Below are 26,674 nucleotides of genomic sequence, written 5' to 3' on the forward strand. Positions count from 1 at the left end.
CCGCCGATCTGACGGTCCGTCAAGATAGAACAGGTTCTAGAAGAAGGGAACGGGCTGCCGACGCTCACCTGTGGAACGCCGGTGCGTTTCGCGGCTCCTCACCTGTCGAAATCCAGCTCCACCTTCTCCGTCACCGGATGCGACTGGCACGCCAGCACATAGCCCGCCTCCGTCTCCTCCGGCTCCAGCGCGAAGTTGCGGTCCATGCGCACCTCGCCGGAGACCAGGAAGGCCCGGCAGGTTCCGCACACCCCGCCCTTGCAGGCGTAGGGCGCGTCGGACCGGTTGCGCAGCACCGCCTCCAGCAGAGACTCGCCCTGCCGGACGGGCCAGCTCCCGCCGCGGCCGTCGAGTCGGGCCGTCACCGTGCTGTGCGCGGGAGCGGGTGCGGTGGTCACGGGGGCGGCGGCGTCCACATGGAAGATCTCCTCGTGGATACGGGTGCGGGAAACACCGAGCTTCCGCAGTGCCCTCTCGGCCCCCTGCACCAGCCCGAACGGACCGCACAGGAACCATCCCGCCACGTCCCCCACGGGCAGCAGCGCCGGAAGCAGCGCGCCGAGCCGCTCCTGGTCGAGCCGCCCGGACGGCAGCCCCGCCTGCTGTTCCTCCCGGGACAGCACCGTCACCAGGTGCAGCCGCTGCGGATAGCGGTCCTTGAGGTCGGCGACCTCCTCCAGGAACATCGTCGAGGCGGACGTTCGGTCGCTGCGTATCAGACAGAACCGGGCCTCCGGCTCGCGCGCCAGCAGGGTCGCCACGATCGACAGAACCGGGGTGATGCCGCTGCCGCCGACGATCGCCGCGTACACACCGGGCGCCGGGTCGAGGGTGAAGCGCCCCGCCGGGGTCATCACCTCCACCTCGTCGCCGAGGTTGATCTCCTTGAGCGCGTAGGTCGAGAAGGCCCCGCCCTCGACCAGCCGCACCCCGACGCGCAGGGTGCGAGGGCCCTCGTCGCCCGGTGCCGGTGCGGGGGAGCAGATCGAGTAGGTGCGCCGGATCTCCGTACCGTCCACCGTGCGCCGCAGGGCGAGATGCTGGCCGGGGGCGTGCCGGTACTCCTCGCGCAGTTCCTCGGGCACGGTGAAGGTCAGGGCCACGGAGTCGTCGGTGAGCCGGTCGACCGCGGCCACGGGGAGCGCGTGGAAGCGGGCCATCACAACTCCTTGAAGTGGTCGAAGGGTTCACGGCACGACAGACACCGCCGCAGCGCCTTGCATGCGGTGGAGGAGAAGCGGCTGAGCAACTCGGTGTCGGCGGAGTCGCAGTGCGGGCAGCGGATGGGGTCGGCGGCTTCCCCGGCTTCCCCGGCTTCCCGGTCGAGCGTGCGGGTCGGCCCCAGCTGCAGGCCGACCGGCCCGGCCGCCCGCCCCGTGCGCGGCGGGGCGATGCCGAACTCCCGGAGCTTGCGGCGCCCTTCGTCCGTGATGTCGTCCGTCGACCAGGCGGGCGCGAGCACCCTGCGCACGGTGACGTCCCGGACGCCGTGTTCGTGCAGGATCCGCTCTATGTCCAGGGACATCGCCTCGACGGCCGGGCAGCCGGTGTACGTCGGGGTCAGCTCGACCTCGACCGAGTCGGGGCCGTGGACGTGCACCGCGCGCAGCACGCCGAGCTCATGGAGGGTGAGCACGGGCAGTTCGGGGTCGGGGACCGAACCGGCCAGCTCCAGCAACTCCGCCTCCAGCGGAGTGGTCGTCACCATGACGCCCCCGGGTGGCTGCGGTGCAGATGCTGCATCTCGGCGAGCATCCTCCCGAAGGACTCGGTGTGCAGGCCCTGACGGCCCGCCCCGGCCGCCCACGCTCCGGACCGCGGGCCCTCGGGGACGGTGAGGGTGGCACGGCGCAGGACGTCCCCGACGGCCTCGACCCAGGTCGACTCCATGCCCGGCCAGTCGGCGTCCAGCCCTGCCACGGGCCGGAACATCTCCCCGGTGAAGCGCCACAGCGTCTCGCACGCCCGCTGCATCCGCTCATGGCTGGCGTCCGTGCCGTCGCCGAGTCGCAGGGTCCACTGTTCGGCGTGGTCGCGGTGGTAGGCGACCTCCTTGACGGCCTTCGCAGCGAGCGGCGCGAAGGGGCCGTCCGCGGCGGCCAGTTCGGCGTAGAGCAGGTGCTGGTAGGTGGAGAAGTACAGCTGGCGGGCGATGGTGTGGGCGAAGTCGCCGTTGGGCTGTTCCACCAGCTGGAGGTTGGTGAAAGCGCGCTCCTCGCGCAGATACGCCAGTTCGTCCTCGTCGCCGGCCAGCGAGAGCAGCACACGGGCCTGACCGAGCAGGTCCAGTGCGATGTTGGCGAGGGCGACCTCCTCTTCGAGGACGGGGGCGTGGCCGGCCCACTCCCCGAGGCGGTGCGAGAGCACCAGGGCATCGTCACCGAGGGCGAGGGCGGCAGCCGTAGGGACGGATGTGGTGGTCACAGGTGCTTCACCCCCTCCGGGATCTCGTAGAAGGTCGGGTGCCGGTACGGCTTGTCGGCGGACGGTTCGAAGAACGGGTCCTTCTCGTCGGGCGAGGACGCGGTGATCGCGGACGACGGGACGACCCAGATCGAGACGCCCTCGCCGCGCCGGGTGTACAGATCGCGGGCGTTGCGCAGGGCGAACTCCGCGTCCGGCGCGTGCAGGCTGCCGGCGTGGGTGTGCGAGAGGCCGCGGCGGGAGCGCACGAAGACCTCCCACAGGGGCCAGTCGGTGTTCGTCATGCCTGCTCCACTCCCCTTCCGGCACCGGAGGCACTGTGCTTGGCCGCGTACGCCGAGGCCGCCTCCCGGACCCAGGCGCCCTCGTCGTGGGCCCGCCTGCGTTGCGTTATCCGCTGTTCGTTGCAGGGGCCGTTGCCCTTGAGGACGTCCCAGAACTCCGTCCAGTCGATCGGGCCGAAGTCGTGGTGCTCCCGCTCCTCGTTCCACCTCAGGTCCGGGTCGGGGAGCGTGAGGCCCAGGGATTCGGCCTGGGGGACGCAGATGTCGACGAAGCGCTGGCGCAGCTCGTCGTTCGAATGCCGCTTGATCTTCCACGCCATCGACTGCGCGGAGTGCGCTGACTCGTCGTCGGGCGGGCCGAACATCATCAGGGACGGCCACCACCAGCGATCCACGGCGTCCTGCGCCATCGCGTGCTGCTCGGGGGTGCCGCGACTGAGGGCCAGCAGCAGTTCGTACCCCTGGCGCTGGTGGAAGGACTCCTCCTTGCAGATACGGACCATCGCGCGCGCGTACGGGCCGTACGAGCAGCGGCACAGGGGCACCTGGTTGGTGATCGCTGCGCCGTCCACCAGCCAGCCGATCGCGCCGACGTCCGCCCAGGTCAGCGTGGGGTAGTTGAAGATCGAGGAGTACTTCTGGCGGCCGGTGTGGAGCTTGTCGAGCAGTTCCTCGCGGCCGGTGCCGAGGGTCTCGGCCGCGCTGTAGAGGTAGAGCCCGTGTCCTGCCTCGTCCTGGACCTTGGCCATCAGGATGGCCTTGCGGCGCAGTGAGGGCGCGCGCGTGATCCAGTTCGCCTCCGGCTGCATGCCGATGATCTCGGAGTGGGCGTGCTGCGCGATCTGCCGGACCAGGGTCGCGCGGTAGGCGTCGGGCATCCAGTCACGCGGCTCGACGCGCTCGTCGGCGGCCACGGCGGCGTCGAAGGCCCTCTCGTACGCGGCGGTGTCGTCGACGTCGGCCTGTGTGCCGTCCTGGCCGTCCTGGCCGTCCTGCGCCAGTGTGCGCGCCGTCTGGTGCGTGGCTGCTGTCGCCATGAGGTCCCCCTCGACCTGGGCTCTGCCGGTGCTTGCTCCCGACCGATCGTTCGGTTCGTGCGATTCCATGGTGTGACGGGCGCCGTAAGGTGTCAACCGCTGTGGATAACCTCCGGGCATCCCCGGGCACGCCTGTGGACAACCGGGGTGGCTTCGCGGAAGAGCCGGTGGGGGCTGTGCCGGGCGCGCGGGCGTGAGTACCGTTCCGTGCGAGCGTCGGCGGAATGGTGGTGCGTGGGCGCTACGGCGTCCCTCGCCAGTGCCTCGTGGCAGGCGGCGGCGGACCACAGCGCCACAGCGCCACAGCACCTGGCACACAGCAGGCGGCAGGGCGGCCGGAAGACGGACCGGAACGGGAACGGGGCGGAATGGACGTGCACGACGGAGGCTCGAAGGCCCCGCACGGGCCGGGCGAGCCGGGCGCCGCGCCCGCCGGTCCCCAGGGCTCCCCGCCCGACCCGGCTGATCCCCGCGACCCGCCGCCTGACCAGGCACCACCCCGCGAGGCCCGCACCGGCATCGCCGCCCTCTCCCTCCGCTATCAGATCGCCGTCGCCGTGACCCTCGCGGTCGTCGCCGTTGCCGTCTGTGTGCACATCGGCATGGTGTTCCTGCACGTCGCGCCGTCGAACACGGTGACCAAGCAGCACGGCCGGGCGATCGACGACTGGATCTACCCGGAGTTCGAGCAGAACTGGAAACTGTTCGCGCCGAACCCGTTGCAGCAGAACATCGCCGTCCAGGTCCGGGCCCAGATCGACACGGCGGACGGCGGGGTGCGCACGACCGGCTGGTACGACCTGTCCGCCGAGGACGGCCGGGCCATCGACGGCAACCTGCTGCCGAGCCACACCCAGCAGAACGAGCTGCGCCGGGCCTGGGACTTCTTCGTCGCCACCCACGACAGCGACAACCGCCCGGTGGGCCTGCGCGGCTCCCTGTCCGAGACGTATCTGCGCCGCATCGTGCTGCTGCGCCTGGAGCGCGACGACGCGGCCGGGAAGGGCGGTGCGATCGATCTGGTCCAGATCCGCTCCCGCACCACCAATGTGCGCCCGCCGCAGTGGAGCCAGGAGAAGGTGTCGGACGAGCCGGTGTACCGGGTGCTGCCCTGGTGGTCGATCACGGCGGACAGCATCGAGAGGGACGTCAAGTGAACCGTTTCGCGCTCGGCGTCTCCGCCGGCATCGCCCGTGTCACCGAGTCCGCCCTCGGCCCGTACCAGACCGCCGTGATACGCATCGGCTTCAGCGGCACCTGGCTGCTGTTCCTGCTGCGCGAGTTCCCGCACCGCGAGGAGATGTACGGCCCCGACGGCCCCTGGAGCTGGGGTCTCGCCCAGCAGCTGGTCTCGGACAACGGTGCCTTCACGGCCCTGTTGTGGTCCGACGGCCGGTTCTGGTTCGAGGCCGTCTACACGCTGGCCGTCCTGACGAGCGTCCTGCTGCTGCTGGGGTGGCGCACCCGCACGATGTCCGTGCTGTTCATGGTCGGCGTGCTCTCGCTGCAGAACCGCAGCATCTTCATGGGGGACGGCGGCGACAACGTCCTGCACCTGATGTGCATCTACCTGGTGTTCACGCGCTGCGGCCAGGTGTGGTCGCTGGACGCGCGGCGGGCGCGGCTCGGACGCGAGGCACGCGCGCGCGGGGAACATGTTCCGGACCGGGTGGGCCCGGCCCTGTGGGGCGTGCTCGGCCTGGCGCTGGCCGCGGTGACCCTGTCGGGCCGACTGTTCGACGGCGAGGAGTTCGTGCCGCTGCTGCTGTGGACGGTCTGGCTCGCTCAGGCCCTGGGGTGGCTCATAGGACGCCGTGCGAAGACCCGCGAGCCCCGGATCCTGCTCGACGTCGTCGCCAACATCGTCCACAACGGCGCCCTGCTCGTGATCATGGCCGAGGCCTGTCTGATCTACGCCACGGCGGGCTGGTACAAGGTCCAGGGCTCGCGCTGGCAGGACGGCACCGCCGTCTACTACCCCCTGCACCTCGACTACTTCTCCCCGTGGCCCGCGCTCGCCGACGCGCTGGCGGCCAGCGGCACGATGGTGATGCTGGTGACGTACGGCACCGTCGCCGCGCAGGTCGCCTTCCCGTTCACGCTCTTCAACCGGCGCGTCAAGAACGTCCTGCTGGCGGTCATGATTTTCGAGCACGCCGCGATCGCCGTGATCCTCGGACTGCCCTTCTTCTCGCTGGCCATGATCGCCGCCGACGCGGTCTTCCTGCCGACGTCGTTCCTGCGCCGACTCGGCGGCTGGGCGGCACGCGCGCGTGGACGACTGCTCGCGGGCATGGGCACGGGCACGGCCGGGACACCGCTGCCGAAGCCGCGCGCCCCGGAGAGCGCGGGGCACACGGCGAGCGCAGGGGATCCCGGCGGTGCGAAGGACGCCGGAGGCGCGGGGGACGCGGGGGACGCGGGGGACGCGCCCGTAGGCTTCAGGGCATGAGCGCCCCCGGCCCCCTCGACGTCTGGCACAAGCTCGCCGACACGTCCGTGCTGCTCGACGGCTTCCACGCCCTCAAGCACGCGCTGCGCTTCGGTGCCGAGGTTCCGGTGGCGGTCACCGCCGACCGGGCGGCCGCCCTCGCCCTCGCCGAGGAACTGGCGCCGGACGTACGGAACACACTCGACGCGCTCCTGACCCAGGTCCCGGCGCCGGCGTACCGGAGTCTGGTGCCGCGCCCGCACCCCACCGAGATCGCCGCCCTGGCCGTACGTCCCTCCCGCGCGGCCAACCTGGACAGGCTGGCGCACACCCCCCGCACCGCGCCCGTCGTGGTCCTCGACAACCCGCGCAACCTGGGCAACGCGGGGGCCGTGATCCGGCTGGCCGCCGGTTTCGGGGCGACCGGAGTGGTCACTACCGGGACGCTCGATCCCTGGCACCCCACCGTCGTACGCGGCGGCGCCGGGCTGCACTTCGCGACCGCCGTGGAACGGCTGACGGTGGCAGAGCTGCCGTCGGGGCCGGTGTTCGCCCTCGACCCGGAGGGTGAGGACATCCGTGGCACCAAGGTCCCGGACGAGGCGATCCTTGCCTTCGGCTCGGAACGCAGCGGGCTGTCGGCCGACCTGCGCGCGCGTGCCGATCACTTGGTCGCGCTGCCGATGCGCCCCCAGGTCTCCAGCTACAACCTCGCGACCAGTGTGGCCATGACGCTGTACCACTGGAGCGCCACCGGGGGCGCACCGCACATCCCTTAGGCCTCCCGGCGCACCTCGACCACCCGGAAGCGGTTCGCCACGAACGCCCCGTCGGTGAGCGCCGCGTTGGCCGCCGGGTTGCCGCCCGAGCCGTGGAAGTCGGAGAAGGCGGCGGTCTGGTTGACGTACACCCCGCCCGTGAGGTTCAGCGACAGCTGGGCCGCCTCCTCCAGGCAGACCTCCTGGACGGCCTGCTCGACCTCCTCGTCGGTGGTGTACGCGCCGACCGTCATCGCGCCCTTCTCGCGGATCGTGCGCCGCAGCAGCTTCAGTGCGTCGGGCGCCGAGTCGACCGCGACGGCGAAGGAGACAGGGCCGAAGCACTCGCTCATGTAGGCGGCTTCGTCGTCCGGCTTGGCGCCGTCCAGCTTCACGATGACGGGCGTGCGGACGACCGCTCCCGGGAACTCCGGGTTGCTCACCTCCCGCGAGGCGAGGGCGACTTCGCCGAGGCCGGCCGCGGCCTCCAGGCGGGCCTTGACGTCCGGGTTGACGATCGCGCCGAGCAGGGCGTTCGCGCGCGCGTCGTCGCCGAGCAGGCCGTCCACCGAGCGGGCGAGGTCGGCGACCACCTCGTCGAAGGTCCTGGGGCCTTCCTCGGTGCGGATGCCGTCACGCGGCACGAGCAGGTTCTGCGGGGTGGTGCACATCTGGCCGCTGTACAGGGACAGCGAGAAGGCCAGGTTGGACAGCATCCCTTTGTAGTCGTCCGTGGAGTGGACCAGCACCGTGTTGACGCCGGCCTTCTCCGTGTAGACCTGCGCCTGGCGGGCGTTGGTCTCCAGCCAGTCGCCGAACGACGTCGAGCCGGTGTAGTCGATGATCCGGATCTCGGGGCGGGTGGCCAGGGTCTTGGCGATGCCCTCGCCGGGACGCTCGGCGGCCAGCGACACCAGGTTCGGGTCGAAGCCGGCCTCGGTGAGGACCTCGCGCGCGACCTGGACGGTGAGCGCGAGCGGCAGTACCGCGCGCGGGTGCGGCTTCACCAGGACCGCGTTGCCGGTGGCCAGGGAGGCGAACAGGCCCGGATAGCCGTTCCACGTCGGGAAGGTGTTGCAGCCGATGACCAGCGCGATCCCGCGCGGGACCGGTGTGAACCGCTTGGTGAGCGCCAGCGGGTCGCGCTTGCCCTGCGGCTTGGTCCACTCCGCCGTGTCCGGGGTGCGGACCTGCTCCACGTACGCGTACGCCACCGCCTCCAGGCCGCGGTCCTGCGCGTGCGGGCCGCCCGCCTGGAACGCCATCATGAAGGCCTGGCCGGAGGTGTGCATGACCGCGTGCGCGAACTCGTGCGTCCGGTCGCTGATCCGCTTGAGGATCTCCAGACACACCACCGCGCGGATCTCCGCGCCTGCGTCCCGCCAGGCCTTCTGGCCGGCCTTCATGGCGGGCAGCAGCTCGTCGACGTCCGCGTGCGGGTAGGTCACGCCCAGCTCGATGCCGTACGGCGAGACCTCGCCGCCCACCCAGTCGTCCGTGCCGGGCTGGCCGAGGTCGAGGCGGGTGCCCAGGAGGGCGTCGAAGGCGGCCTTGCCCGCCGCCATGTCCAGGCTGCCGTTCTCGCCGTAGGCCTTGGGGTGCTCGGGGTGCGGGGACCAGTACGCGCGCGTGCGGATCGCTTCCAGCGCCTGGTCGAGGGTGGGCCGGTGCTTGGCGATCAGATTGTGCGCGGTGAGTTCGGCGGCCATGCGGGACCAACTCCTCGTCTCAAGAACTCTTCGTCGAGCTCATGACCTGGGCAGAAACATGGGCAGGAACAGCCATCCAGAGTTAGAGTAACCGAACGATCGGTCGGGACAAGGGGGTCCGCCGCATCTGTGGAAAACCCCGTGCGGGAGGATCGCGCACATGACAGCACTCGACCTCAGCAGCCCCGTGGCCGTCGTCGGCACCGGCACCATGGGCCAGGGCATCGCCCAGGTCGCGCTGGTCGCCGGCCATTCCGTACGGCTGTACGACGCCGCTCCCGGCCGGGCCCAGGAGGCTGCCGGTGCGATCGGCGCCCGCCTCGACCGGCTCGTCGAGAAGGACCGGCTCGGCGCCGCCGACCGGGACGCGGCACGCGCGCGCCTGCTGCCCGCACAGAACCTCGCCGACCTCGCGGACTGCGCCCTCGTCGTCGAGGCCGTCCTGGAGCGGCTGGACGTCAAGCAGGAGCTGTTCCGCGCGCTGGAGGACGTGGTCGGCGAGGACTGCCTGCTCGCCACCAACACCTCGTCGCTGTCGGTGACGGCCATCGGCGGCGCCCTGCGCAACCCGGGCCGCCTGGTGGGCCTGCACTTCTTCAACCCCGCGCCGCTGCTGCCCCTGGTGGAGGTCGTCTCCGGGTTCGCCACCGACGTCTCGTCGGCCACGCGCGCGTACGAGATGGCCCGCGCCTGGGGCAAGACCCCGGTCGCCTGCGCCGACACCCCGGGCTTCATCGTCAACCGCATCGCGCGGCCCTTCTACGCGGAGGCCCTCGCGGTCCACGAGGCGCAGGGTGCCGAACCCGCCACCATCGACGCGGTCCTGCGCGAGTGCGGCGGCTTCAAGATGGGCGCCTTCGAACTCACCGACCTCATCGGCCAGGACGTCAACGAGTCGGTCACGCACTCCGTGTGGCAGGCCCTCTTCCAGGACGTGCGGTTCACGCCCTCGCTCGCCCAGCGCCGCCTGGTCGAGTCGGGCCGGCTCGGCCGCAAGACCGGACGCGGCTGGTACGACTACGCCGACGATGCAGACCGTCCCGAACCGCACACCGCGGAACCGGCCCAGCCGCCCGCGTACGTCGTCGCCGAGGGCGACCTGGGCCCCGCCGCCGAACTGCTCAACCTGGTCCGCGAGGCGGGCATCCCGGTCCGCGAGGACGACGAGGACCACGGCACCCGCCTGGTGCTGCCGAGCGGCGGCCAGCTGGCCCTCGCCGACGGACAGACCTCGGTCGAGTTCCGGGACGTCGTCTACTTCGACCTCGCGCTCGACTACCGTCGCGCCACCCGCATCGCCCTGTCCGCCTCCCAGGACACCGCCCAGCAGACCCTCGCCGAGGCCGTCGGCCTCTTCCAGGCGCTCGGCAAGCAGGTCAGCGTCATCGGTGACGTCCCCGGCATGATCGTGGCGCGTACGGTCGCGCGCATCGTCGACCTGGCGCACGACGCCGTCGCCAAGGGCGTGGCCACCGAGGAGGACATCGACACCGCGATGCGCCTCGGGGTCAACTACCCCCTGGGCCCCTTCGAGTGGAGCCGCCGGCTCGGCCGCAACTGGGCCTACGCCCTCCTCGACGACCTGCACATGCGCGACCCCTCGGGGCGCTATGCGCCGTCCCTCGCGCTGTACCGCCACGCGTACGCCACCGACAAGCGGGAGGGCAGCACCTCATGACCACCGCCAAGCGCGACACGTACACACCGGAGACGCTGCTGTCCGTCGCCGTCCAGGTCTTCAACGAACGCGGCTACGACGGCACCTCCATGGAGCACCTGTCCAAGGCGGCCGGCATCTCCAAGTCGTCGATATACCACCACGTCTCCGGCAAGGAGGAACTGCTGCGCCGCGCCGTCAGCCGGGCGCTGGACGGCCTCTTCGGGATCCTCGACGAGGAGCACGCGCGCGTGGGGCGTTCCGCCGAGCGCCTGGAGTACGTCGTACGGCGCATGGTCGAGGTGCTCATCGCCGAACTGCCGTACGTGACGCTGTTGCTGCGCGTGCGCGGCAACACCGGTACCGAGCGGTGGGCCCTGGAGCGGCGTCGCGACTTCGACCACCGGGTCGCCGAGCTGCTCAAGGCGGCGGCCGCCGACGGGGACGTGCGCGGCGACGTGGAGGTACGGCTCGCGACGCGGCTCGTCTTCGGGATGATCAACTCGATTGTGGAGTGGTACCGGCCGGACGGACGGGGCATGAACGAGCGCGAGGTCGCCGACGCCGTCGCGCGGTTGGTGTTCTCAGGGCTTCGCGAGGAGTACTGACGTCAGCCCTGCGGTTCCAGGTCCTCCTCCTCGAACACCAGCAGCGTGCGCGTGCTGAGCACCTCGGGGATCGCCTGGAGGCGGGTGAGCACCAGCTCGCGCAGGGCCCTGTTGTCGGACGTGTGCACCAGGAGCAGTACGTCGAAGTCGCCGCCCACCAGGGCGATGTGGGAGGCGCCGGGCAGCTGTCTGAGCTGCTCGCGGACCGTGCGCCAGGAGTTCTGGACGATCTTCAGCGTGATGTACGCCGAGGTGCCCTGACCTGCGCGTTCATGGTTGACGCGGGCCCCGAAGCCGCGGATGACGCCGTCCTCGATGAGGCGGTTGATGCGGGCGTAGGCGTTGGCGCGCGAGACATGGACCCGTTCGGCGACCGACCTTATCGACGCGCGGCCGTCCGCCTGGAGCATCTGCAGGATGTCCAGATCGATGGGATCGAGCGGGCGTGCGGGCGGCTGGGGGCCGCTGCCGTCCGGGCTCTCGGCCATTTGTTCAGATGCCATGCGCCCCCGCCTCTCTACCATGGACGTACTGCGTTCATTTGAGGCTGTGCAGAACCGTTTGTCCACAGCCTGAGGGTGCCGGTAGCCAAAATGTGCCGACGACCGAACAATCGGTAGGTGAGGCGCATCACACCCGTGGCGCGCCTGAAGCCGCTCCCACGAGGAGGTGCCGTCATGACGGTCATGGAGCAGCGGGGCGCTTACAAGCCGACCCCGCCGCCCGCCTGGCAGCCCCGCACCGACCCCGCGCCGCTGCTGCCCGACGTGCGTCCGTACCGCGTCCTCGGCACCGAGGCGGCCGCGCAGGCCGATCCCGGGCTGCTGCGCCGTCTGTACGCCGAACTGGTACGCGGCCGCCGGTACAACGCGCAGGCCACGGCTCTCACCAAGCAGGGCCGCCTGGCGGTCTACCCGTCCAGCACCGGTCAGGAGGCCTGCGAGGTCGCCGCCGCGCTGGTCCTCGAGGACCGCGACTGGCTCTTCCCCAGCTACCGCGACACCCTCGCGGCCGTCGCCCGCGGCGTGGACCCCGTCCAGGCCCTCACCCTCCTGCGCGGCGACTGGCACACCGGCTACGACCCGCGCGAGCACCGCGTGGCCCCCCTGTGCACCCCCCTCGCCACCCAGCTCCCGCACGCCGTCGGCCTCGCGCACGCCGCCCGCCTCAAGGGCGACGACGTGGTCGCGCTGGCGATGGTCGGCGACGGCGGCTCCAGTGAGGGCGACTTCCACGAGGCGCTGAACTTCGCCGCCGTCTGGCAGGCCCCGGTCGTCTTCCTCGTCCAGAACAACGGCTTCGCCATCTCCGTCCCGCTCGCCAAGCAGACCGCGGCCCCGTCGCTGGCCCACAAGGCCGTCGGCTACGGCATGCCCGGCCGCCTGGTCGACGGCAACGACGCCGCCGCCGTGCACCAGGTCCTCGCCGACGCCGTACGGCGCGCGCGCGAGGGCGGCGGTCCCACGCTGGTCGAGGCGATCACGTACCGCGTCGAGGCCCACACCAACGCCGACGACGCGACCCGCTACCGCGGTGACGCCGAGGTCGAGACCTGGCGCGGGCACGACCCGATCGCCCTTCTGGAGCACGAGCTGACCGAGCGGGGCCTCCTCGACGAGGAGGGCATCCAGGCGGCCCGGAACGCCGCCGAGACCATGGCCGCCGACCTGCGTGAGCGCATGAACCAGGACCCGCCGCTCGACCCCATGGACCTGTTCGCCCACGTGTACGCGGAGCCCACCTCGCAACTGCGCGAGCAGCAGGCACAGTTGCGTGCCGAGCTGGCGGCGGGACAGGAAGGGGCGCACTGATGACCACCGTCGCCCTCAAGCCGGCCACCATGGCGCAGGCCCTCACGCGCGCGATGCGCGACGCCATGGCCGCCGACCCGACCGTGCACGTCATGGGCGAGGACGTCGGCACCCTCGGCGGTGTCTTCCGGGTCACCGACGGGCTCGCCAAGGAGTTCGGCGAGGACCGCTGCACGGACACCCCGCTGGCCGAGGCGGGCATCCTCGGCACTGCGGTCGGCATGGCGATGTACGGGCTGCGCCCGGTGGTGGAGATGCAGTTCGACGCGTTCGCCTACCCGGCGTTCGAGCAGCTGATCAGCCATGTGTCGAGGATGCGCAACCGCACCCGCGGCGCGATGCCGCTCCCGCTGACCATCCGGGTCCCCTACGGCGGCGGCATCGGCGGGGTCGAGCACCACAGCGACTCGTCCGAGGCGTACTACATGGCGACTCCGGGCCTCCATGTCGTCACGCCCGCCACGGTCGCCGACGCCTACGGCCTGCTGCGCGCCGCCATCGCCTCCGACGACCCGGTCGTCTTCCTCGAACCCAAGCGCCTGTACTGGTCCAAGGACTCCTGGAACCCGGACGACCCGCAGACCGTTGAACCGATAGGCCGCGCGGTGGTGCGGCGCTCGGGCCGGAGCGCCACACTCATCACGTACGGGCCGTCCGTGCCCGTCTGCCTCGAAGCCGCCGAGGCAGCCCGGGAAGAGGGCTGGGACCTCGAAGTCGTCGACCTGCGCTCCCTGGTGCCGTTCGACGACGAAACGGTCTGCGCCTCGGTACGGCGGACCGGGCGAGCGGTCGTCGTACACGAGTCGGGCGGGTTCGGCGGGCCGGGCGGGGAGATCGCAGCCCGTGTCACGGAGCGCTGCTTCCACTGTCTGGAGGCGCCGGTGCTGCGCGTGGCCGGGTTCGACATCCCCTACCCGCCGCCGATGCTGGAGCGTCACCACCTGCCCGGCGTGGACCGGATCCTGGATGCCGTGGGGCGTCTGCAATGGGAGGCCGAGGGCTGATGGCACAAGTGCTCGAGTTCAAGCTCCCCGACCTCGGGGAGGGGCTCACCGAGGCGGGAATCGTCCGCTGGTTGGTCGAGGTCGGCGACGTCGTCGCCGTCGACCAGCCCGTGGTCGAGGTCGAGACGGCCAAGGCGATGGTCGAGGTGCCCTGCCCCTACGCAGGGGTCGTCACCGCCCGCTTCGGCGAGGAGGGCACGGAACTGCCCGTCGGGGCGCCGCTGATCACGGTCGCCGTGGGTGCGCCGGCCTCCGGCGCCCCGGCCGAGGGCTCGGGCAACGTGCTCGTCGGATACGGCACGTCTCAGGCGCCCGCGCGTCGCCGCAGGGTGCGGCCGGGACAGCCTGCCCCGGCAGCCGCTGTGGCGAACGGTCAGGTCGGCGCCTCCGAGCCGGTCGACGGTCCGGTTCCGGTGATCTCGCCGTTGGTGCGCCGCCTCGCCCGCGAGAACGGCCTCGACCTCAGGGAGCTGAACGGCTCCGGGCCCGACGGGCTGATCCTGCGGGCCGACGTCGAGTACGCACTGCGGGCCGCCGCCGCGCAGGGGCGTACGGCGGTCCCGGCCGGGCATACGGCGATGCCGTCAGCCGACGAACACCACCTGCCCGTGGCGCCGACCACCACCGCCACCCCGGCCCCCTCCGCACCGAAGGCACCGAACGCACCTACCGCCGCAGCCACCCGCATCCCCCTCAAGGGCATCCAGGGCGCCGCAGCCGACAAACTCTCCCGCAGCCGGCGCGAGATCCCGGACGCCACCTGCTGGGTGGATGCCGACGCCACGGAACTCATGCGGGCGCGCACCGCGATGAACGCCGCCGCAGGGCCGAAGATCTCCCTCCTCGCCCTCCTGGCCCGCATCTGCACCGCCGCCCTGGCCCGTTACCCCGAGCTCAACTCCACCGTGGACATGGAGGCCAGGGAGATCGTCCGGCTCGACGCCGTGCACCTCGGGTTCGCCGCGCAGACCGAGCGGGGACTCGTCGTGCCCGTCGTACGGGACGCGCAGGCGCGGGACGCTCAGTCGCTGACCGCGGAGTTCGCCCGGCTGACCGAGTCGGCCCGCGCGGGCCGACTCACCCCCCGGGAACTGACCGGCGGCACCTTCACGCTGAACAACTATGGAGTGTTCGGCGTCGACGGCTCCACGCCGATCATCAACCACCCCGAGGCCGCCATGCTCGGCATCGGCCGCATAGTGCCCAAGCCCTGGGTGCACGAGGGCGAGCTGGCGGTGCGCCAGGTCGTCCAGCTCTCGCTCACCTTCGACCACCGGGTGTGCGACGGCGGCACGGCAGGCGGCTTCCTGCGGTACGTGGCGGACTGCGTGGAACAGCCGACGGTCCTCCTGCGCACCCTCTGATCACGCCGTGACGGCGAGACCCTCCCGCCTTCCCTGTGATCGGCGTTCCCTGTGATCGCGGCGGCACGCATACTCGGGGGGTGACCGCCAACGAGCCGCACCTGGCTGACGCCGAGTACGACGCCGTCGTACTCGCCGGCGGTGCCGCCCGGCGGCTCGGCGGTGCGGACAAACCCGGCGTACGGGTGGGCGGGCGGGCGCTGCTCGACCGGGTGCTCGCCGCCTGCGCCGACGCGCGTACCACCGTCGTCGTCGCCGATCCCCGGCCGACCGCGCGGCCCGCGACCTGGGCACGCGAGGATCCGCCCGGCGGCGGACCGGTGGCCGCACTCGACGCCGGGCTGCGGCACACCACGGCCGAGCAGGTCGTCGTCCTCTCCGCCGACCTGCCGTTCCTCGGCGAGGCGACGGTACGGCGGCTGCTGACCGCCCTCGGGGCGACCGGCGCCGACGGCGTGCTGCTGACCGACGCCGACGGCCGCGACCAGCCGCTGGTGGCCGCGTACCGCGCGCCCGCACTGCGCCGGGAGCTGGCCGCCCTCGTCAAGGCGCACGGCAGCGCGAACGGGCTGCCTCTGCGCCGGCTCACCGCCGGTCTCGACCTCACCCGCGTCCCGGACCCCGTCGCGTCCTTCGACTGCGACACCTGGGACGACATCGCCACTGCCAGGGCACGCATCAGGGAGCATGGGCACGTGTTGGATGAATGGATTTCCGCAGTCAAGGACGAGCTGGGCATCGACCTCGACGTCGACACCGGTGTGCTGCTCGACCTCGCCCGTGACGCCGCCCACGGCGTCGCGAGGCCCGCGGCACCGCTGACCACCTTCCTCGTCGGCTACGCGGCCGCGCAGGCCGGGGGAGGCCCTCAGGCGGTGGCCGAGGCGTCCCGCAAGGCCGCCGCCCTCGCCCTCCGCTGGGCGGACGAGGACACCGCCGACGCCAAGCCGGACAAGGCCCCCGACGCCACGCCGGACGCCCGCCCGGACGCCGGATGACCCCCCGCGCCGCCCGGACCGGCGAGAACGCCGAGAACGCCGAGGACACCGAGGACGCCGAGGACTTCGACGTCGAGGAGGTGCTCGCCCTCGTGAAGGAAGGGAACGGCCACGCCGCCGGTGATCACGTGCCCGCACCCGCCCCGCAAGCCGGCCGGCACGGCGCGTCTTCCCCACCGGACCCCCGCCACCGGGCCACCCCCTGGCCCGAGGCCCGCGCGATCGCCACCCGCGCCGCCCGGTCCGCCACCCGCGGCACCGACCGCGCCCTCGTCTCCGTCGTCCTCGACGACGCCCTCGGCCTCACCCTGGCCGCCCCCCTCACCGCCCTCACCGACCTGCCCTCCTTCGACACCTCGGCGATGGACGGCTGGGCGGTCGCGGGCCCCGGCCCCTGGGCCGTACGGGAGGAGGGCCTACTCGCCGGACGCGCGGAGCCCGAGCCGCTCACCGACGGCGAGGCCGTCCGGATCGCCACCGGCGCCCGCATCCCCCTCGACACCACCGCCGTCCTGCGCAGCGAGCACGGCCGCACCGACGACAAGGGTCACCTCCACGCCACCCGCGAGATGGCGCACGGCCAGGACATCCGCCCGCGCGGCCAGGAGTGCCGCAGCGGCGACCACCTCCTGCCGGCCGGCACCCTCGTCACCCCGGCGGTGCTCGGCCTCGCCGCGGCCGCCGGATACGACACCCTCACCGCCGTACCCCGCCCCCGCGTCGAAGTCCTCGTCCTCGGCGACGAGTTGCTCACCGAGGGCAAGCCGCACGACGGGCTGATCAGGGACGCGCTCGGCCCGATGCTCCCGCCCTGGCTGCGCGCGCTCGGCGCCGAGGTCACCGCCGTACGCCGGCTCGGCGACGACGCCAAGGCGCTCCACAAGGCGATCACCACCTCGGGCTCCGACGTGATCGTCACCACCGGCGGCACCGCCTCCGGCCCCGTCGACCACGTCCACCCCACTCTTCGGCGCATCGGCGCCGAACTCCTGGTGGACGGCGTCAAGGTGCGCCCCGGCCACCCCATGCTGCTGGCCCGCACCAAGGAGAACCAGCACCTCGTCGGCCTGCCCGGCAACCCTCTCGCGGCCGTCTCCGGTCTGCTCACGCTCGCCGAGCCCCTGCTGCGCACCCTCGCGGCACGCCCCGCTCCGGAGCCGTACACGCTGCCGCTGCGGGACGAGGCGCACGGTCATCCGCACGACACCCGGCTCATCCCTGTGGTCCTGCGCGGTGACAGTGCCGTGCCGCTGCACTACAACGGTCCGGCGATGCTGCGGGGCATCGCGGGGTCCGACGCCCTGGCCGTCGTACCACCGGGCGGGGCGCGGCCCGGTGAGGAGACGGAACTGCTCGACCTGCCCTGGGCCACGGCCGGAATCGGGGTGTGTTTCACGTGAAACTTCCGGGCCAGGACGCGATCGCCCGTCAGGCGGACGAGCATCTCGTGACCCATCGGGTGAAACTCCCCCGCAAGGTGGTGGAGCACCCGTTCCGGCAGGTCGCCAGGCGCGTTTTCATGGCGTTGTCCCTGCTTGTCGCCACCTCCCTGATCGTCTACGCCGACCACGACGGCTACAACGACAACTCCGACGGCTCCATCGACCTCCTCGACGCCCTCTACTACGCGACCGTCACCCTCTCGACCACCGGATACGGCGACATCACCCCGGTCAGCGACGCCGCCCGGCTCACCAACATCCTCGTCATCACGCCGATGCGCGTGCTGTTCCTGATCATCCTGGTCGGCACCACGCTCGAGGTTCTCACCGAGCGCACGCGTGAGGAATGGCGACTCAACCGCTGGAGGTCCACCTTGCGTGACCACACCGTCGTCATCGGTTTCGGCACGAAGGGGCGCTCGGCGATCCAGACCGTCTGTGCGACGGGACTGAAGAAGGAGCAGGTCGTCGTGGTCGACCCCAGCTCCAAGGTGATCGACGCGGCGACCGCGGACGGGTATGCCGGGATCATCGGGGACGCGACGCGCAGCGACGTCCTGATGCGGGCCGAGGTGCACCGGGCCCGGAAGATCATCATCGCGACGCAGCGCGACGACACGGCGGTCCTCGTGACGCTGACGGCCCGGCAGCTCAACAAGGGCGCGAAGATCGTGGCCGCGGTACGGGAGGAGGAGAACGCCCCGCTGCTGAAGCAGTCCGGCGCCGACGCGGTGATCACCAGCGCCAGTGCCGCCGGACGGCTGCTCGGCCTGTCCGTGCTGAGCCCCGCGGCCGGCATGGTGATGGAGGACCTGATCCAGCAGGGCAGCGGGCTCGACATCATCGAACGGCCGGTCATAAAGGCCGAGGTGGGCAAGCGCCCGAAGGAGACGGACGACCTGGTGGTGAGCGTCGTACGCGGGCATCGGGTGCTCGGATACGACGATGCGGCCGTCGGCACGCTGCAGTTGACGGACCGGCTGATCACCATCGTGCGGGCGACGCCGGGCTCGCAGATCGCGCCCGACGTCCGCCCGCTGCCCCACTCCTGATCGCAGTGAGCAGGACTGGTAGCAGAGGTAGCAGAGGTAATGGGGCGGGGCTACTTGCGGTTGTACAGCCGCATCGTGATCGGCCCGAAGACCGCCACGAACAGGCCCGCCCAGCCCAGCGACCAGGCGACCTCGTCGGCCGGCCAGTCGCCCGCCATCAGGCCGCGCACCGCGGACGCCACATGGGTCACCGGACTGTTGTTGACGAACGCCTGCAGCCAGCCCGGCATGGTCTTCGGGTCGACGAAGACGTTGGACAGGAAGGTCAGCGGGAAGATCACCATCATGCTGACGCCCATCACCGACTTCTCGGTGCGCAGCATCAGCCCGAACATGGTCCAGATCCACGAGAACGCGAACGAGAACACGATCAGCAGCGCGATCCCGGCAAGCACTCCGGCGACCCCGCCGTCCGGGCGGTAGCCGAGGATCATGCCGACCGTGAGCATCACGACGGACGCGATCGTGTAGCGCAGGGCGTCGCCGAGGAGATAGCCGACCATCACCGACGGCCGCCAGATCGGCAGCGTGCGGAACCGGTCGAAGACGCCCTTCTCGATGTCGGTGTTCACCGAGACGCCGGTGTACATCGTGATCATCACGACCGACATCACCAGGATGCCCGGCAGCAGGAACTGGATGTACTCCTTCGGGGACCCGGCCAGGGCGCCCCCGAACAGGTACGTGTACATCAGCACCATCATGATCGGGAACGCCGTGACGTCGAAGAGCTGTTCCGGCACGTGTTTGATCTTGAGGATGGCCCGCCAGCCGAAGGTCAGCGAGGCCGACAGGGCGCTCGGACGCGGCGGCCGCTCACCGGTGACGAGCAGCGCCGCGAGGGATTCGGTCCTGACCGGGGCGAGGTCCTTGGTCTCCGTGGTCGTCGCGGTGCTCATGCCGCCACCTCGTCCTTCGAGTCGTCCGTGTCGGTGGAGTTCTTCGCGTCGTGGGTGTCGTGTCCGGTGAGGGCGAGGAAGACCTCGTCCAGGCTGGGCTGCCCCAGGGAGAAGTTGTCGACGATCACGCCGGTGCGGGCCAGTTCGGCGAGCGCGCGGGCCGCCTGCTCGGCCGCCCCCTGCCCGTTCGACGCCCCGCTCCCGACGCGGGCCGTCAGCGCCACCGGATCCGGCTCCAGCTGCACGTCCGCGTCCATGGCCAGCCGCAGTACCTGCTCGGCCTGCGGCCGCTGCGCCGGATCACGCAGTCGCAGATGTACGGAACCGGCGCCCACGGAGGCCTTCAGCTCGCCCTTGGTGCCCTCGGCGATCACCTTGCCCTGGTCGATGACCGCGATCCGGGACGCCAGCTGGTCGGCCTCGTCCAGGTACTGCGTGGTCAGCAGCACGGTGGTGCCCTGGGCGACGACCGCGCGCACGATGTCCCACACCTGGTTGCGGCTGCGCGGGTCGAGGCCGGTCGTCGGCTCGTCGAGAAAGAGCAGCTCGGGGGTGTTGAGGATGGAGGCGGCGATGTCGATACGCCGCCGCATGCCGCCGGAGTAGTGCTTGACCTGCTTGCCGGCCGCGTCCGTGAGGCCGAAGGCCTCCAGCAGCTGCCCGGCACGTTCCCGCGCGGCCTTCTTGTGGTGACCGAGCAGCCGGCCCAGCAGGACCAGGTTCTCGGTGCCGGTGAGGTCCTCGTCCACCGACGCGTACTGGCCGGTCAGGCTGACCCGGCCGCGGACCTCGTCGGCGTCCCGTACGACATCGTGCCCGAAGACATGGGCCTCGCCGCCGTCCGGCCGGAGCAGGGTGGCGAGCATCTTCACCGTGGTCGTCTTTCCGGCGCCGTTCGGGCCGAGGACGCCGTAGACCGTGCCTGCCGGCACCGCGAGGTCGACTCCGTCGACGGCCCGTGTCTCGCCGAACGTCTTCACCAGGCCTGCGGTCTCGATGGCCAGGCCGGACGTGTGCTGGCTCATGGTGGGTTTCCTTCCACGCACTTGGGTTACGCATGGGGAGACCTTTACGGTCGCGCAAACTCATCGGTCGCGCCCAGCGAATTTCCGGAGGATCGGTCGAAGGACCGACGGAGGTCCGCCCAGGGACCGACGAGGATCCGCCCAGGGACGGAAGTGGGTCCGCCCGAGGACCGGCCCGAGCACCGGCCCGAGCACCGACCGAGCACCGACCGAGCACCGACCGAGCACCGACAAGGGTCCGACCAACGACCGACGGGTAGCGTCCCCTTCATGCATGCGATCACGATTCCCGAACCTGGTGGGCCCGAGGCGCTGGTGTGGGACGAGGTCCCGGATCCCGTGCCCGGCGAGGGCGAGGTGCTGGTCGAGGTGGCGGCCAGTGCCGTCAACCGCGCCGACATACTGCAGCGACAGGGCTTCTACAACCCGCCGCCCGGTGCCTCCCCCTACCCCGGCCTGGAGTGCTCCGGACGGATCGCCGCGACCGGCCCGGGTGTCTCCGGCTGGAGCGTCGGCGACGAGGTGTGCGCGCTGCTCGCGGGCGGTGGCTACGCCGAGCAGGTCGCCGTCCCGGCCGGCCAGCTGCTGCCCCTGCCCAAGGGCGTCGACCTGAAGCAGGCCGCCGCGCTGCCCGAGGTGGTCGCCACGGTCTGGTCGAACGTCTTCATGATCGCCCACCTCCGGCCCGGCGAGACCCTGCTCGTGCACGGCGGCTCCAGCGGCATCGGCACCATGGCGATCCAGCTCGCCAAGACCGCCGGTGCCAAGGTCGCCGTCACGGCCGGCACCAGGGAGAAGCTGGAGCGCTGCGCCGAGCTGGGCGCCGACATCCTGGTCAACTACCGCGAGCAGGACTTCGTCGCCGAGATCAAGGAGGCCACCGACGGGGCCGGCGCCGACGTCATCCTCGACAACATGGGCGCCAAGTACCTCGACCGCAACGTCAAGGCCCTCGCCGTCAACGGCCGGCTCGCGATCATCGGCATGCAGGGCGGCATCAAGGCCGAGCTGAACATCGGCGCGCTTCTGGGCAAGCGGGCCGCGATCAGCGCGACCTCCCTGCGCGCCCGCCCGCTGGGCGAGAAGGCGGCGATCGTCGCGTCCGTACGCGAGCACGTCTGGCCGCTGCTCGACGCCGGTCACGTCCGTCCGATCGTCGACCGCGAGCTTCCGATGAGCGACGCGGCCGCCGCGCACCGGGTCGTGGAGGAGAGCGGCCACATCGGAAAGGTGCTGCTCGTCACGTCGTAACGCCTCAGGCGGCGCTCCGCCGTATCCGGAGCGCCACGAAGGCGAGCCCCAGCCCGAGCCCGACGAGGATCAGCCCGCTGCCGAGCGGCACGATCCGCAGTGCGGGCTCGGCGGGGTGAGCGGCGGTCTTCTTCGCGGGCCGCCGTGGGTGTGCGGGGGGCATGGCAGCGGTCTCGGCAGCGGTTCCGCGCGGCGGTTCCGGTACGGCGGTGGAGTCCCCGTCCGTCCCGCCGTCCAGGCCGGCGTCCGCGTTCTCCTCGGTGTCCGCCGCCCCCTCGTCCTCCGGCACCGCGGCTTCCGTGTCCACCGGTTCGGCCTGCTCCGCCTCGTCCCGCCGCCCCGGCCGCTGGCGTCCCTCACCCGGGCGGCTCCCGGCCCGGGAGGGCTTGGCCGAGGCGGATGCGGAGGAGGAAGGGGACCGGGAAGCGGATGCGGAGGGGGAAGAGGAAGGAGAGGGAGAGGCGGACACCGCGTACGCCCACTCGCCCCCGGGTGGCAGCACCACCACCCCCGCCCCCACCACGATCAGCACCCCCGTCACGCGCAGCGAGCGCAGCCATGAAGTCACGGACCAAGCCTGACATTCACCCACGATCCCGGCATTCCAGGTTGCTCCAGAGGATCGATGTCAAGGCCGGGCCTCCGTAAACGGTGGATCAGCCCTTACCGGGGGCACCACGCTGGTGAGGTGTACGGGTGCGAGAGAATGGCGGCATGGAGATGCCGAGGAACGAACGGTCGCCGGAGAATCCCCAGATCCTGGTCGTTGGCCAGGACGGGATGGCTCTCGGCGGCGGAGGAGACGAGGACTCCCGCGAGGTTCCCGTGACGGAGATGGTCGAGCAGCCGGCGAAGGTCATGCGGATCGGAAGCATGATCAAGCAGCTCCTCGAAGAGGTGCGCGCGGCTCCCCTGGACGAGGCGAGCCGGGTCCGGCTCAAGGAGATCCACTCCAGCTCGGTGAAGGAACTGGAGGACGGGCTGGCCCCGGAGCTCGTCGAGGAGCTGGAGCGGCTGTCCCTGCCGTTCGCGGACGAGGCCACCCCGAGCGACGCGGAACTGCGTATCGCGCAGGCCCAGTTGGTCGGCTGGCTGGAGGGCCTCTTCCACGGGATCCAGACCACCCTGTTCGCCCAGCAGATGGCCGCGCGCGCTCAGCTGGAGCAGATGCGCCGCGCCCTCCCGCCGGGTGTCGGCGGCCACGAGGAGGGCGGCGAGGACCTGCGCGCGGGCGGCCGTTCGGGCGGGCCGTACCTGTAACCCGCAGACACCACCACGGACGAAAAGGGCCCGGCAGCCGAAGCTGCCGGGCCCCTTCACATCACAAACCCGGCGTCACGACGGCGGGTTGCCCGTGGAGACGTCGAACTGCATCTCCGGCGGGTTCTTCGGGTCGAAGTCCGTCCCCGCCGTGGGGTACTGCTTCATCACCGTGTCCTCGCCGTAGGTGTTCTCGTCCACGCGGGTCGGGTCGTAGTTCCACCCGGCGGCCTGGAGGCAGGCGAGGACCGAGTCCCAGTTCTTGAACGTGAAGTCCGGCATCCGCACCTGGTCGGGGTCGTTGTACGACTCCTCCGGCTCGGTGCACTCGGTCTTCTCGATCACCTTCGTGGTGTCCGGGCCGCGGTAGCCCGCCGCCTTGGTCGACGTCGACGCCGACACCGTCGGGCCGCTGTCGCCGCTCGCCTCCTCCCGGCCGCTGTTCATCATCAGCGCCGCGATCAGCCCGCCGACCGCGAGCAGCGAGACCACGATCGAGCCGATGATCACCGTCTTGTTGCTCTTGCCGCCGCCGGAGGACGACGTCTGGGCGGTCTGGGGCGTGAGGTGGTACGGCGGCGGGGTCGACGCGTGCTGCGGCGCGTACCCGGCCGGGCCGGGCGTCTGGTAGCCGGCCTGCTGCGGATAGCCGTACGCCGGAGAAGACGCCGACGGCTGCGGGGTGCCGTACGGATTCGGCGTCGGAGCCTGCTGGTACGGCGTCTGCACGCTGCCCATCGGCCCCGGTGTCGCCTGGTCGACCGGCGGGAACACCGCGGAGCCGACGCCCGAGCCGCTCTGCGTCGGCGCGCCCGGGACGATGCTCGGGGCGGCGGGCTGGAAGGACGCGGCCACCCGCAGACACTCGTCGCGCATGGCCTCGGCGCTCGGGAAGCGCTCGTTCGGGTTCTTCTTCAGTGCGCGGGCGACCAGCGCGTCCACCGCCGGCGGCAGGGCGCGGTTGATCGACGAGGGAGCCACCGGCTCCTCCTGCACGTGCGCGTACGCGATCGCCAGCGGCGAGTCCGCGTCGAACGGCAGCCGACCGGTGACCAGCTGGAACAGCATGATGCCGACGGAGTAGAGGTCGGAGCGGGCGTCGACGCCGCGGCCCAGCGCCTGCTCCGGCGACAGGTACTGCGGGGTGCCGACGACCATGCCGGTCTGGGTCATCGAGGTGACACCGGACTGCATGGCGCGGGCGATGCCGAAGTCCATGACCTTGACGACGCCGCGCTTGGTCATCATCACGTTGCCCGGCTTGATGTCGCGGTGGACCAGCCCCATCTCGTGGCTGATCTCCAGCGCGGCGAGCACGTCCGCGGTGATCTTCAGCGCCTTGTCGGCGGGCATCGCGCCGTACTGCCGTACGTCCGCGTTCAGCACCGAGCCGAGCGGCTGGCCCTCGACGTACTCCATGACGATGTACGGCATCGTCGTGCCGTCCAGCGCGTCCTCGCCGGTGTCGAAGACCGAGACGATGTTGGTGTGCGTGAGCTTGGCCACGGCCTGGGCCTCGCGGCGGAAGCGCTCGCGGAAGGCCTGTTCGCGGCCCAGCTCGGTGTGCAGGGTCTTGATCGCGACCTGGCGGTCGAGCACGGCGTCGTAGGCGAGGTGCACCGAGGCCATGCCGCCTTCGCCGAGCAAGTCGCGCAGCTGATAGCGGCCGCCGGCGAGCGCCCGCCCCGCGTACCGGCCGTGTGCGCCGTCCTGGCTCATGTCTCTGCGTCCCCCGTAGGCCTTCAGGCGCCGTGCGTGCCATTGATCCAAAGTGCTATTCCCGGCCAAGTCTGCCGGAGGGCACTGACACGTCAAGCGCGGTGCCCGTTCCGTGACCGTACGCGAAAGAAAGGTCGCGCAAGCGTTACAGCGGAGGTACCGGCGGTACACAGGATTTGCACGTCTGCACGTACTACGGGTTTGATGGCCGGTCCGTCACGGGCCGGTCCCCGGGGTCTTCCCGGACCGGAGGCTTGCGCGGAGGCTGTAGCGTGGCCGACGGAGACCGTAACAACACCGCGCGCACCGCGGGCAGAAACGACGGCGAGGACTGATGGCACAGCAGCAGCGCGCTCAGGGCCCGTCCGACCCCGAGGCGACTGGCGGCGGGATGTCAGATGCGCCGGAACTGTGGGGTAATGGCGGACTTGTCGGGGACGGCCGATATCGGCTGACCCGCAGACTCGGCCGGGGCGGCATGGCCGAGGTCTTCGCTGCCGAGGACGTGCGGCTCGGACGCACCGTGGCGGTCAAGCTGCTGCGCGCCGACCTCGCCGAGGACCCCGTCTCCAAGGCCCGCTTCACGCGCGAGGCGCAGTCGGTCGCCGGGCTCAACCACCACGCGATCGTCGCCGTGTACGACTCCGGCGAGGACTTCGTGGGCGGCCAGTCCGTCCCCTACATCGTGATGGAGATCGTCGAGGGACGCACGATCCGCGACCTGCTCCTCAACGCCGAGGCGCCCGGCCCCGAGCAGGCGCTGATCATCGTCTCCGGTGTGCTGGAGGCGCTTGCCTATTCGCACCAGCACGGCATCGTGCACCGCGACATCAAGCCGGCCAACGTCATCATCACCGAGAACGGCGCCGTGAAGGTGATGGACTTCGGCATCGCCCGCGCCCTGCACGGGGCGTCCACGACGATGACTCAAACCGGCATGGTCATGGGCACCCCGCAGTACCTCTCCCCGGAGCAGGCGCTCGGCAAGGCCGTCGACCACCGCTCCGACCTGTACGCCACGGGCTGCCTCCTCTACGAGCTCCTCGCACTGCGCCCGCCGTTCACCGGCGAGACCCCGCTGTCGGTCGTCTACCAGCACGTCCAGGACATCCCGACGCCTCCGTCCGAGGTCTCCGACGCCGTTCCGCCGGAGCTCGACGGCCTTGTCATGCGCTCGCTCGCCAAGGAGCCGGACGACCGTTTCCAGACGGCCGAGGAGATGCGCGGGCTGATCCAGTACGGCCTGCAGATGCTGTACGAGCAGGGCGGCCACACCGGCACCTGGAACACCGGGCCCGTCGACACGCACGACGGGCGGCACACCCCCGCCGCGGGCATGGCCGGCACGGCCGTCATGCAGCACCCCGGCGGCGACTCCTCCGGCACCACGCAGATCCCGCAGCCGATACTCCCCAACCGCTACGGCGGCGGGGACGAAGGCGGCTTCGAGGGACACGGCAACCGGGGCGGCGGCGGCCGCGGCAAGCTGTGGATCCTCGCCGTCCTCGCGGTGATCGCCATCGCGGCGGGCGTCGCGCTCGCGCTCAACGGCGGTGACGGGAACGGCGGCGGCAACGACACCAGTCCGTCGCCGACCACCTCGCAGACCACCGACAACCAGACGGCCAGCGAGTCGCCGACCGACGAGCCCACCGACGAACCCACCGACACGTCCACGGACGACGGCACGGGCACGGGGTCCGGCTCGGAGTGGACGCCGTCGTACACGCCGTCCGCCACGCCGTCGCAGTCGTTCTCCGACGACCCGACGACGTCGGCGCCGACGGACGACCCGACGACCGCGCCCCCGACGGACGACCCGACGACCGCGCCCCCGACGGACGACCCGGCGAGCACGCCCCCGACGGACGAGACCGTCGGAGGCGTCACGGGCAACGGCGGGACCACCGGAGGCTGATCGTCGCCTGACCTCAGAGGCAT

General features: G+C 71.5%; 25 protein-coding genes. 14 read left to right on the top strand and 11 right to left on the bottom strand.

The window, feature by feature from the left end; translation table 11 throughout:
- Positions 1-98: 98 nt before the first annotated feature.
- From QFZ76_RS26515 to paaA, 5 genes are read right to left on the bottom strand one after another with little or no spacing between them, the layout of a single operon-like run.
- The gene (locus QFZ76_RS26515; protein WP_307676069.1) at positions 99-1,160 is read right to left on the bottom strand and encodes a 2Fe-2S iron-sulfur cluster-binding protein; all 1,062 of its coding nucleotides are present in this window, start codon (positions 1,158-1,160) and stop codon (positions 99-101) included.
- Positions 1,160-1,708 carry a 1,2-phenylacetyl-CoA epoxidase subunit PaaD gene (paaD, locus tag QFZ76_RS26520; RefSeq protein ID WP_307676070.1) on the bottom strand — a complete coding sequence of 183 codons (549 nt, stop codon included), beginning with the start codon at positions 1,706-1,708 and terminating at the stop codon, positions 1,160-1,162. The genes QFZ76_RS26515 and paaD overlap by 1 nt, the downstream gene beginning before the upstream one ends.
- Entirely contained in the window at positions 1,702-2,424 is a 723-nt protein-coding gene (paaC, locus tag QFZ76_RS26525; RefSeq protein ID WP_307676071.1) for a 1,2-phenylacetyl-CoA epoxidase subunit PaaC, read from the bottom strand. The genes paaD and paaC overlap by 7 nt, the downstream gene beginning before the upstream one ends.
- Complete coding sequence (gene paaB, locus QFZ76_RS26530) at positions 2,421-2,708, bottom strand: 1,2-phenylacetyl-CoA epoxidase subunit PaaB (RefSeq protein WP_054242083.1); 288 nt, start codon at positions 2,706-2,708, stop codon at positions 2,421-2,423. The genes paaC and paaB overlap by 4 nt, the downstream gene beginning before the upstream one ends.
- Complete coding sequence (gene paaA, locus QFZ76_RS26535; protein ID WP_307676072.1) at positions 2,705-3,745, bottom strand: 1,2-phenylacetyl-CoA epoxidase subunit PaaA; 1,041 nt, start codon at positions 3,743-3,745, stop codon at positions 2,705-2,707. The genes paaB and paaA overlap by 4 nt, the downstream gene beginning before the upstream one ends.
- 368 nt (positions 3,746-4,113) lie before the next feature.
- Here paaA and QFZ76_RS26540 point away from each other — a divergent pair, with 368 nt between their 5' ends.
- The 3 genes from QFZ76_RS26540 to QFZ76_RS26550 are packed head-to-tail and all read left to right on the top strand — an operon-like array spanning position 4,114 to position 6,955.
- Positions 4,114-4,902 (top strand): DUF5819 family protein, encoded by a 789-nt coding sequence (locus QFZ76_RS26540; protein WP_307676073.1) that lies wholly within the window; start codon positions 4,114-4,116, stop codon positions 4,900-4,902.
- Positions 4,899-6,197 carry an HTTM domain-containing protein gene (locus tag QFZ76_RS26545; RefSeq protein ID WP_307676074.1) on the top strand — a complete coding sequence of 433 codons (1,299 nt, stop codon included), beginning with the start codon at positions 4,899-4,901 and terminating at the stop codon, positions 6,195-6,197. Before QFZ76_RS26540 ends, QFZ76_RS26545 begins: the two co-directional genes overlap by 4 nt.
- Complete coding sequence (locus QFZ76_RS26550) at positions 6,194-6,955, top strand: RNA methyltransferase (RefSeq protein ID WP_307676075.1); 762 nt, start codon at positions 6,194-6,196, stop codon at positions 6,953-6,955. The genes QFZ76_RS26545 and QFZ76_RS26550 overlap by 4 nt, the downstream gene beginning before the upstream one ends.
- Here the strand turns inward: QFZ76_RS26550 and paaN are convergent.
- Positions 6,952-8,643: a phenylacetic acid degradation protein PaaN gene (paaN, locus tag QFZ76_RS26555; RefSeq protein ID WP_307676076.1), complete on the bottom strand. Its 1,692-nt coding sequence runs from the start codon at positions 8,641-8,643 to the stop codon at positions 6,952-6,954. The two genes, QFZ76_RS26550 and paaN, sit on opposite strands and share 4 nt — an antisense overlap.
- A 160-nt stretch (positions 8,644-8,803) precedes the next feature.
- Here paaN and QFZ76_RS26560 point away from each other — a divergent pair, with 160 nt between their 5' ends.
- Entirely contained in the window at positions 8,804-10,321 is a 1,518-nt protein-coding gene (locus tag QFZ76_RS26560) for a 3-hydroxyacyl-CoA dehydrogenase (protein ID WP_307676077.1), read from the top strand.
- Positions 10,318-10,908 (top strand): TetR/AcrR family transcriptional regulator, encoded by a 591-nt coding sequence (locus QFZ76_RS26565; protein ID WP_307676078.1) that lies wholly within the window; start codon positions 10,318-10,320, stop codon positions 10,906-10,908. Before QFZ76_RS26560 ends, QFZ76_RS26565 begins: the two co-directional genes overlap by 4 nt.
- A gap of 2 nt (positions 10,909-10,910) precedes the next feature.
- Here the strand turns inward: QFZ76_RS26565 and QFZ76_RS26570 are convergent, their stop codons facing one another.
- The gene (locus tag QFZ76_RS26570) at positions 10,911-11,396 is read right to left on the bottom strand and encodes an Lrp/AsnC family transcriptional regulator (protein WP_307680132.1); all 486 of its coding nucleotides are present in this window, start codon (positions 11,394-11,396) and stop codon (positions 10,911-10,913) included.
- 189 nt (positions 11,397-11,585) lie between these two features.
- Between QFZ76_RS26570 and pdhA the strand changes: the two genes are divergently transcribed.
- The 6 genes from pdhA (at position 11,586) to QFZ76_RS26600 (ending at position 18,579) form a co-directional block, all read left to right on the top strand.
- The gene (gene pdhA / locus QFZ76_RS26575) at positions 11,586-12,719 is read left to right on the top strand and encodes a pyruvate dehydrogenase (acetyl-transferring) E1 component subunit alpha (protein ID WP_307676079.1); all 1,134 of its coding nucleotides are present in this window, start codon (positions 11,586-11,588) and stop codon (positions 12,717-12,719) included.
- Entirely contained in the window at positions 12,719-13,723 is a 1,005-nt protein-coding gene (locus QFZ76_RS26580) for an alpha-ketoacid dehydrogenase subunit beta (protein ID WP_307676080.1), read from the top strand. Before pdhA ends, QFZ76_RS26580 begins: the two co-directional genes overlap by 1 nt.
- Positions 13,723-15,087: a dihydrolipoamide acetyltransferase family protein gene (locus QFZ76_RS26585; protein ID WP_307676081.1), complete on the top strand. Its 1,365-nt coding sequence runs from the start codon at positions 13,723-13,725 to the stop codon at positions 15,085-15,087. Before QFZ76_RS26580 ends, QFZ76_RS26585 begins: the two co-directional genes overlap by 1 nt.
- 80 nt (positions 15,088-15,167) lie before the next feature.
- Positions 15,168-16,085: an NTP transferase domain-containing protein gene (locus QFZ76_RS26590; protein ID WP_307676082.1), complete on the top strand. Its 918-nt coding sequence runs from the start codon at positions 15,168-15,170 to the stop codon at positions 16,083-16,085.
- Positions 16,082-17,485, top strand: a complete 1,404-nt coding sequence (locus QFZ76_RS26595; protein ID WP_307676083.1) for a molybdopterin molybdotransferase MoeA — start codon at positions 16,082-16,084, stop codon at positions 17,483-17,485. Before QFZ76_RS26590 ends, QFZ76_RS26595 begins: the two co-directional genes overlap by 4 nt.
- Entirely contained in the window at positions 17,482-18,579 is a 1,098-nt protein-coding gene (locus QFZ76_RS26600; protein ID WP_307676084.1) for a TrkA family potassium uptake protein, read from the top strand. Before QFZ76_RS26595 ends, QFZ76_RS26600 begins: the two co-directional genes overlap by 4 nt.
- 50 nt (positions 18,580-18,629) lie before the next feature.
- Here QFZ76_RS26600 and QFZ76_RS26605 read toward each other — a convergent pair whose 3' ends face one another.
- The gene (locus QFZ76_RS26605; RefSeq protein ID WP_307676085.1) at positions 18,630-19,478 is read right to left on the bottom strand and encodes an ABC transporter permease; all 849 of its coding nucleotides are present in this window, start codon (positions 19,476-19,478) and stop codon (positions 18,630-18,632) included.
- A complete protein-coding gene (locus tag QFZ76_RS26610) occupies positions 19,475-20,503 on the bottom strand; it encodes an ATP-binding cassette domain-containing protein (RefSeq protein WP_266436556.1) in 1,029 nt (342 codons plus the stop codon). The genes QFZ76_RS26605 and QFZ76_RS26610 overlap by 4 nt, the downstream gene beginning before the upstream one ends.
- Before the next feature lie 270 nt (positions 20,504-20,773).
- On the opposite strand from QFZ76_RS26610, the gene QFZ76_RS26615 reads away from it, so the two are divergent.
- On the top strand, positions 20,774-21,754 hold the full coding sequence (locus tag QFZ76_RS26615) for an NAD(P)H-quinone oxidoreductase (RefSeq protein ID WP_307676086.1): 981 nt from the start codon (positions 20,774-20,776) through the stop codon (positions 21,752-21,754).
- Between the two features lie 4 nt (positions 21,755-21,758).
- Here the strand turns inward: QFZ76_RS26615 and QFZ76_RS26620 are convergent, their stop codons facing one another.
- A complete protein-coding gene (locus tag QFZ76_RS26620) occupies positions 21,759-22,322 on the bottom strand; it encodes a hypothetical protein (RefSeq protein WP_307676087.1) in 564 nt (187 codons plus the stop codon).
- 146 nt (positions 22,323-22,468) lie between these two features.
- Between QFZ76_RS26620 and QFZ76_RS26625 the strand changes: the two genes are divergently transcribed.
- The gene (locus QFZ76_RS26625) at positions 22,469-23,014 is read left to right on the top strand and encodes a bacterial proteasome activator family protein (RefSeq protein WP_266436550.1); all 546 of its coding nucleotides are present in this window, start codon (positions 22,469-22,471) and stop codon (positions 23,012-23,014) included.
- Positions 23,015-23,089: 75 nt separating this feature from the next.
- Here the strand turns inward: QFZ76_RS26625 and QFZ76_RS26630 are convergent, their stop codons facing one another.
- On the bottom strand, positions 23,090-24,733 hold the full coding sequence (locus QFZ76_RS26630) for a protein kinase (RefSeq protein WP_307676088.1): 1,644 nt from the start codon (positions 24,731-24,733) through the stop codon (positions 23,090-23,092).
- Between the two features lie 334 nt (positions 24,734-25,067).
- Between QFZ76_RS26630 and QFZ76_RS26635 the strand changes: the two genes are divergently transcribed.
- The gene (locus tag QFZ76_RS26635; RefSeq protein ID WP_307676089.1) at positions 25,068-26,651 is read left to right on the top strand and encodes a protein kinase; all 1,584 of its coding nucleotides are present in this window, start codon (positions 25,068-25,070) and stop codon (positions 26,649-26,651) included.
- Positions 26,652-26,674 lie beyond the last annotated feature (23 nt).

The organism is Streptomyces sp. V4I2, from assembly GCF_030817655.1.
Classification (GTDB): Bacteria; Actinomycetota; Actinomycetes; order Streptomycetales; family Streptomycetaceae; genus Streptomyces; species Streptomyces plumbiresistens.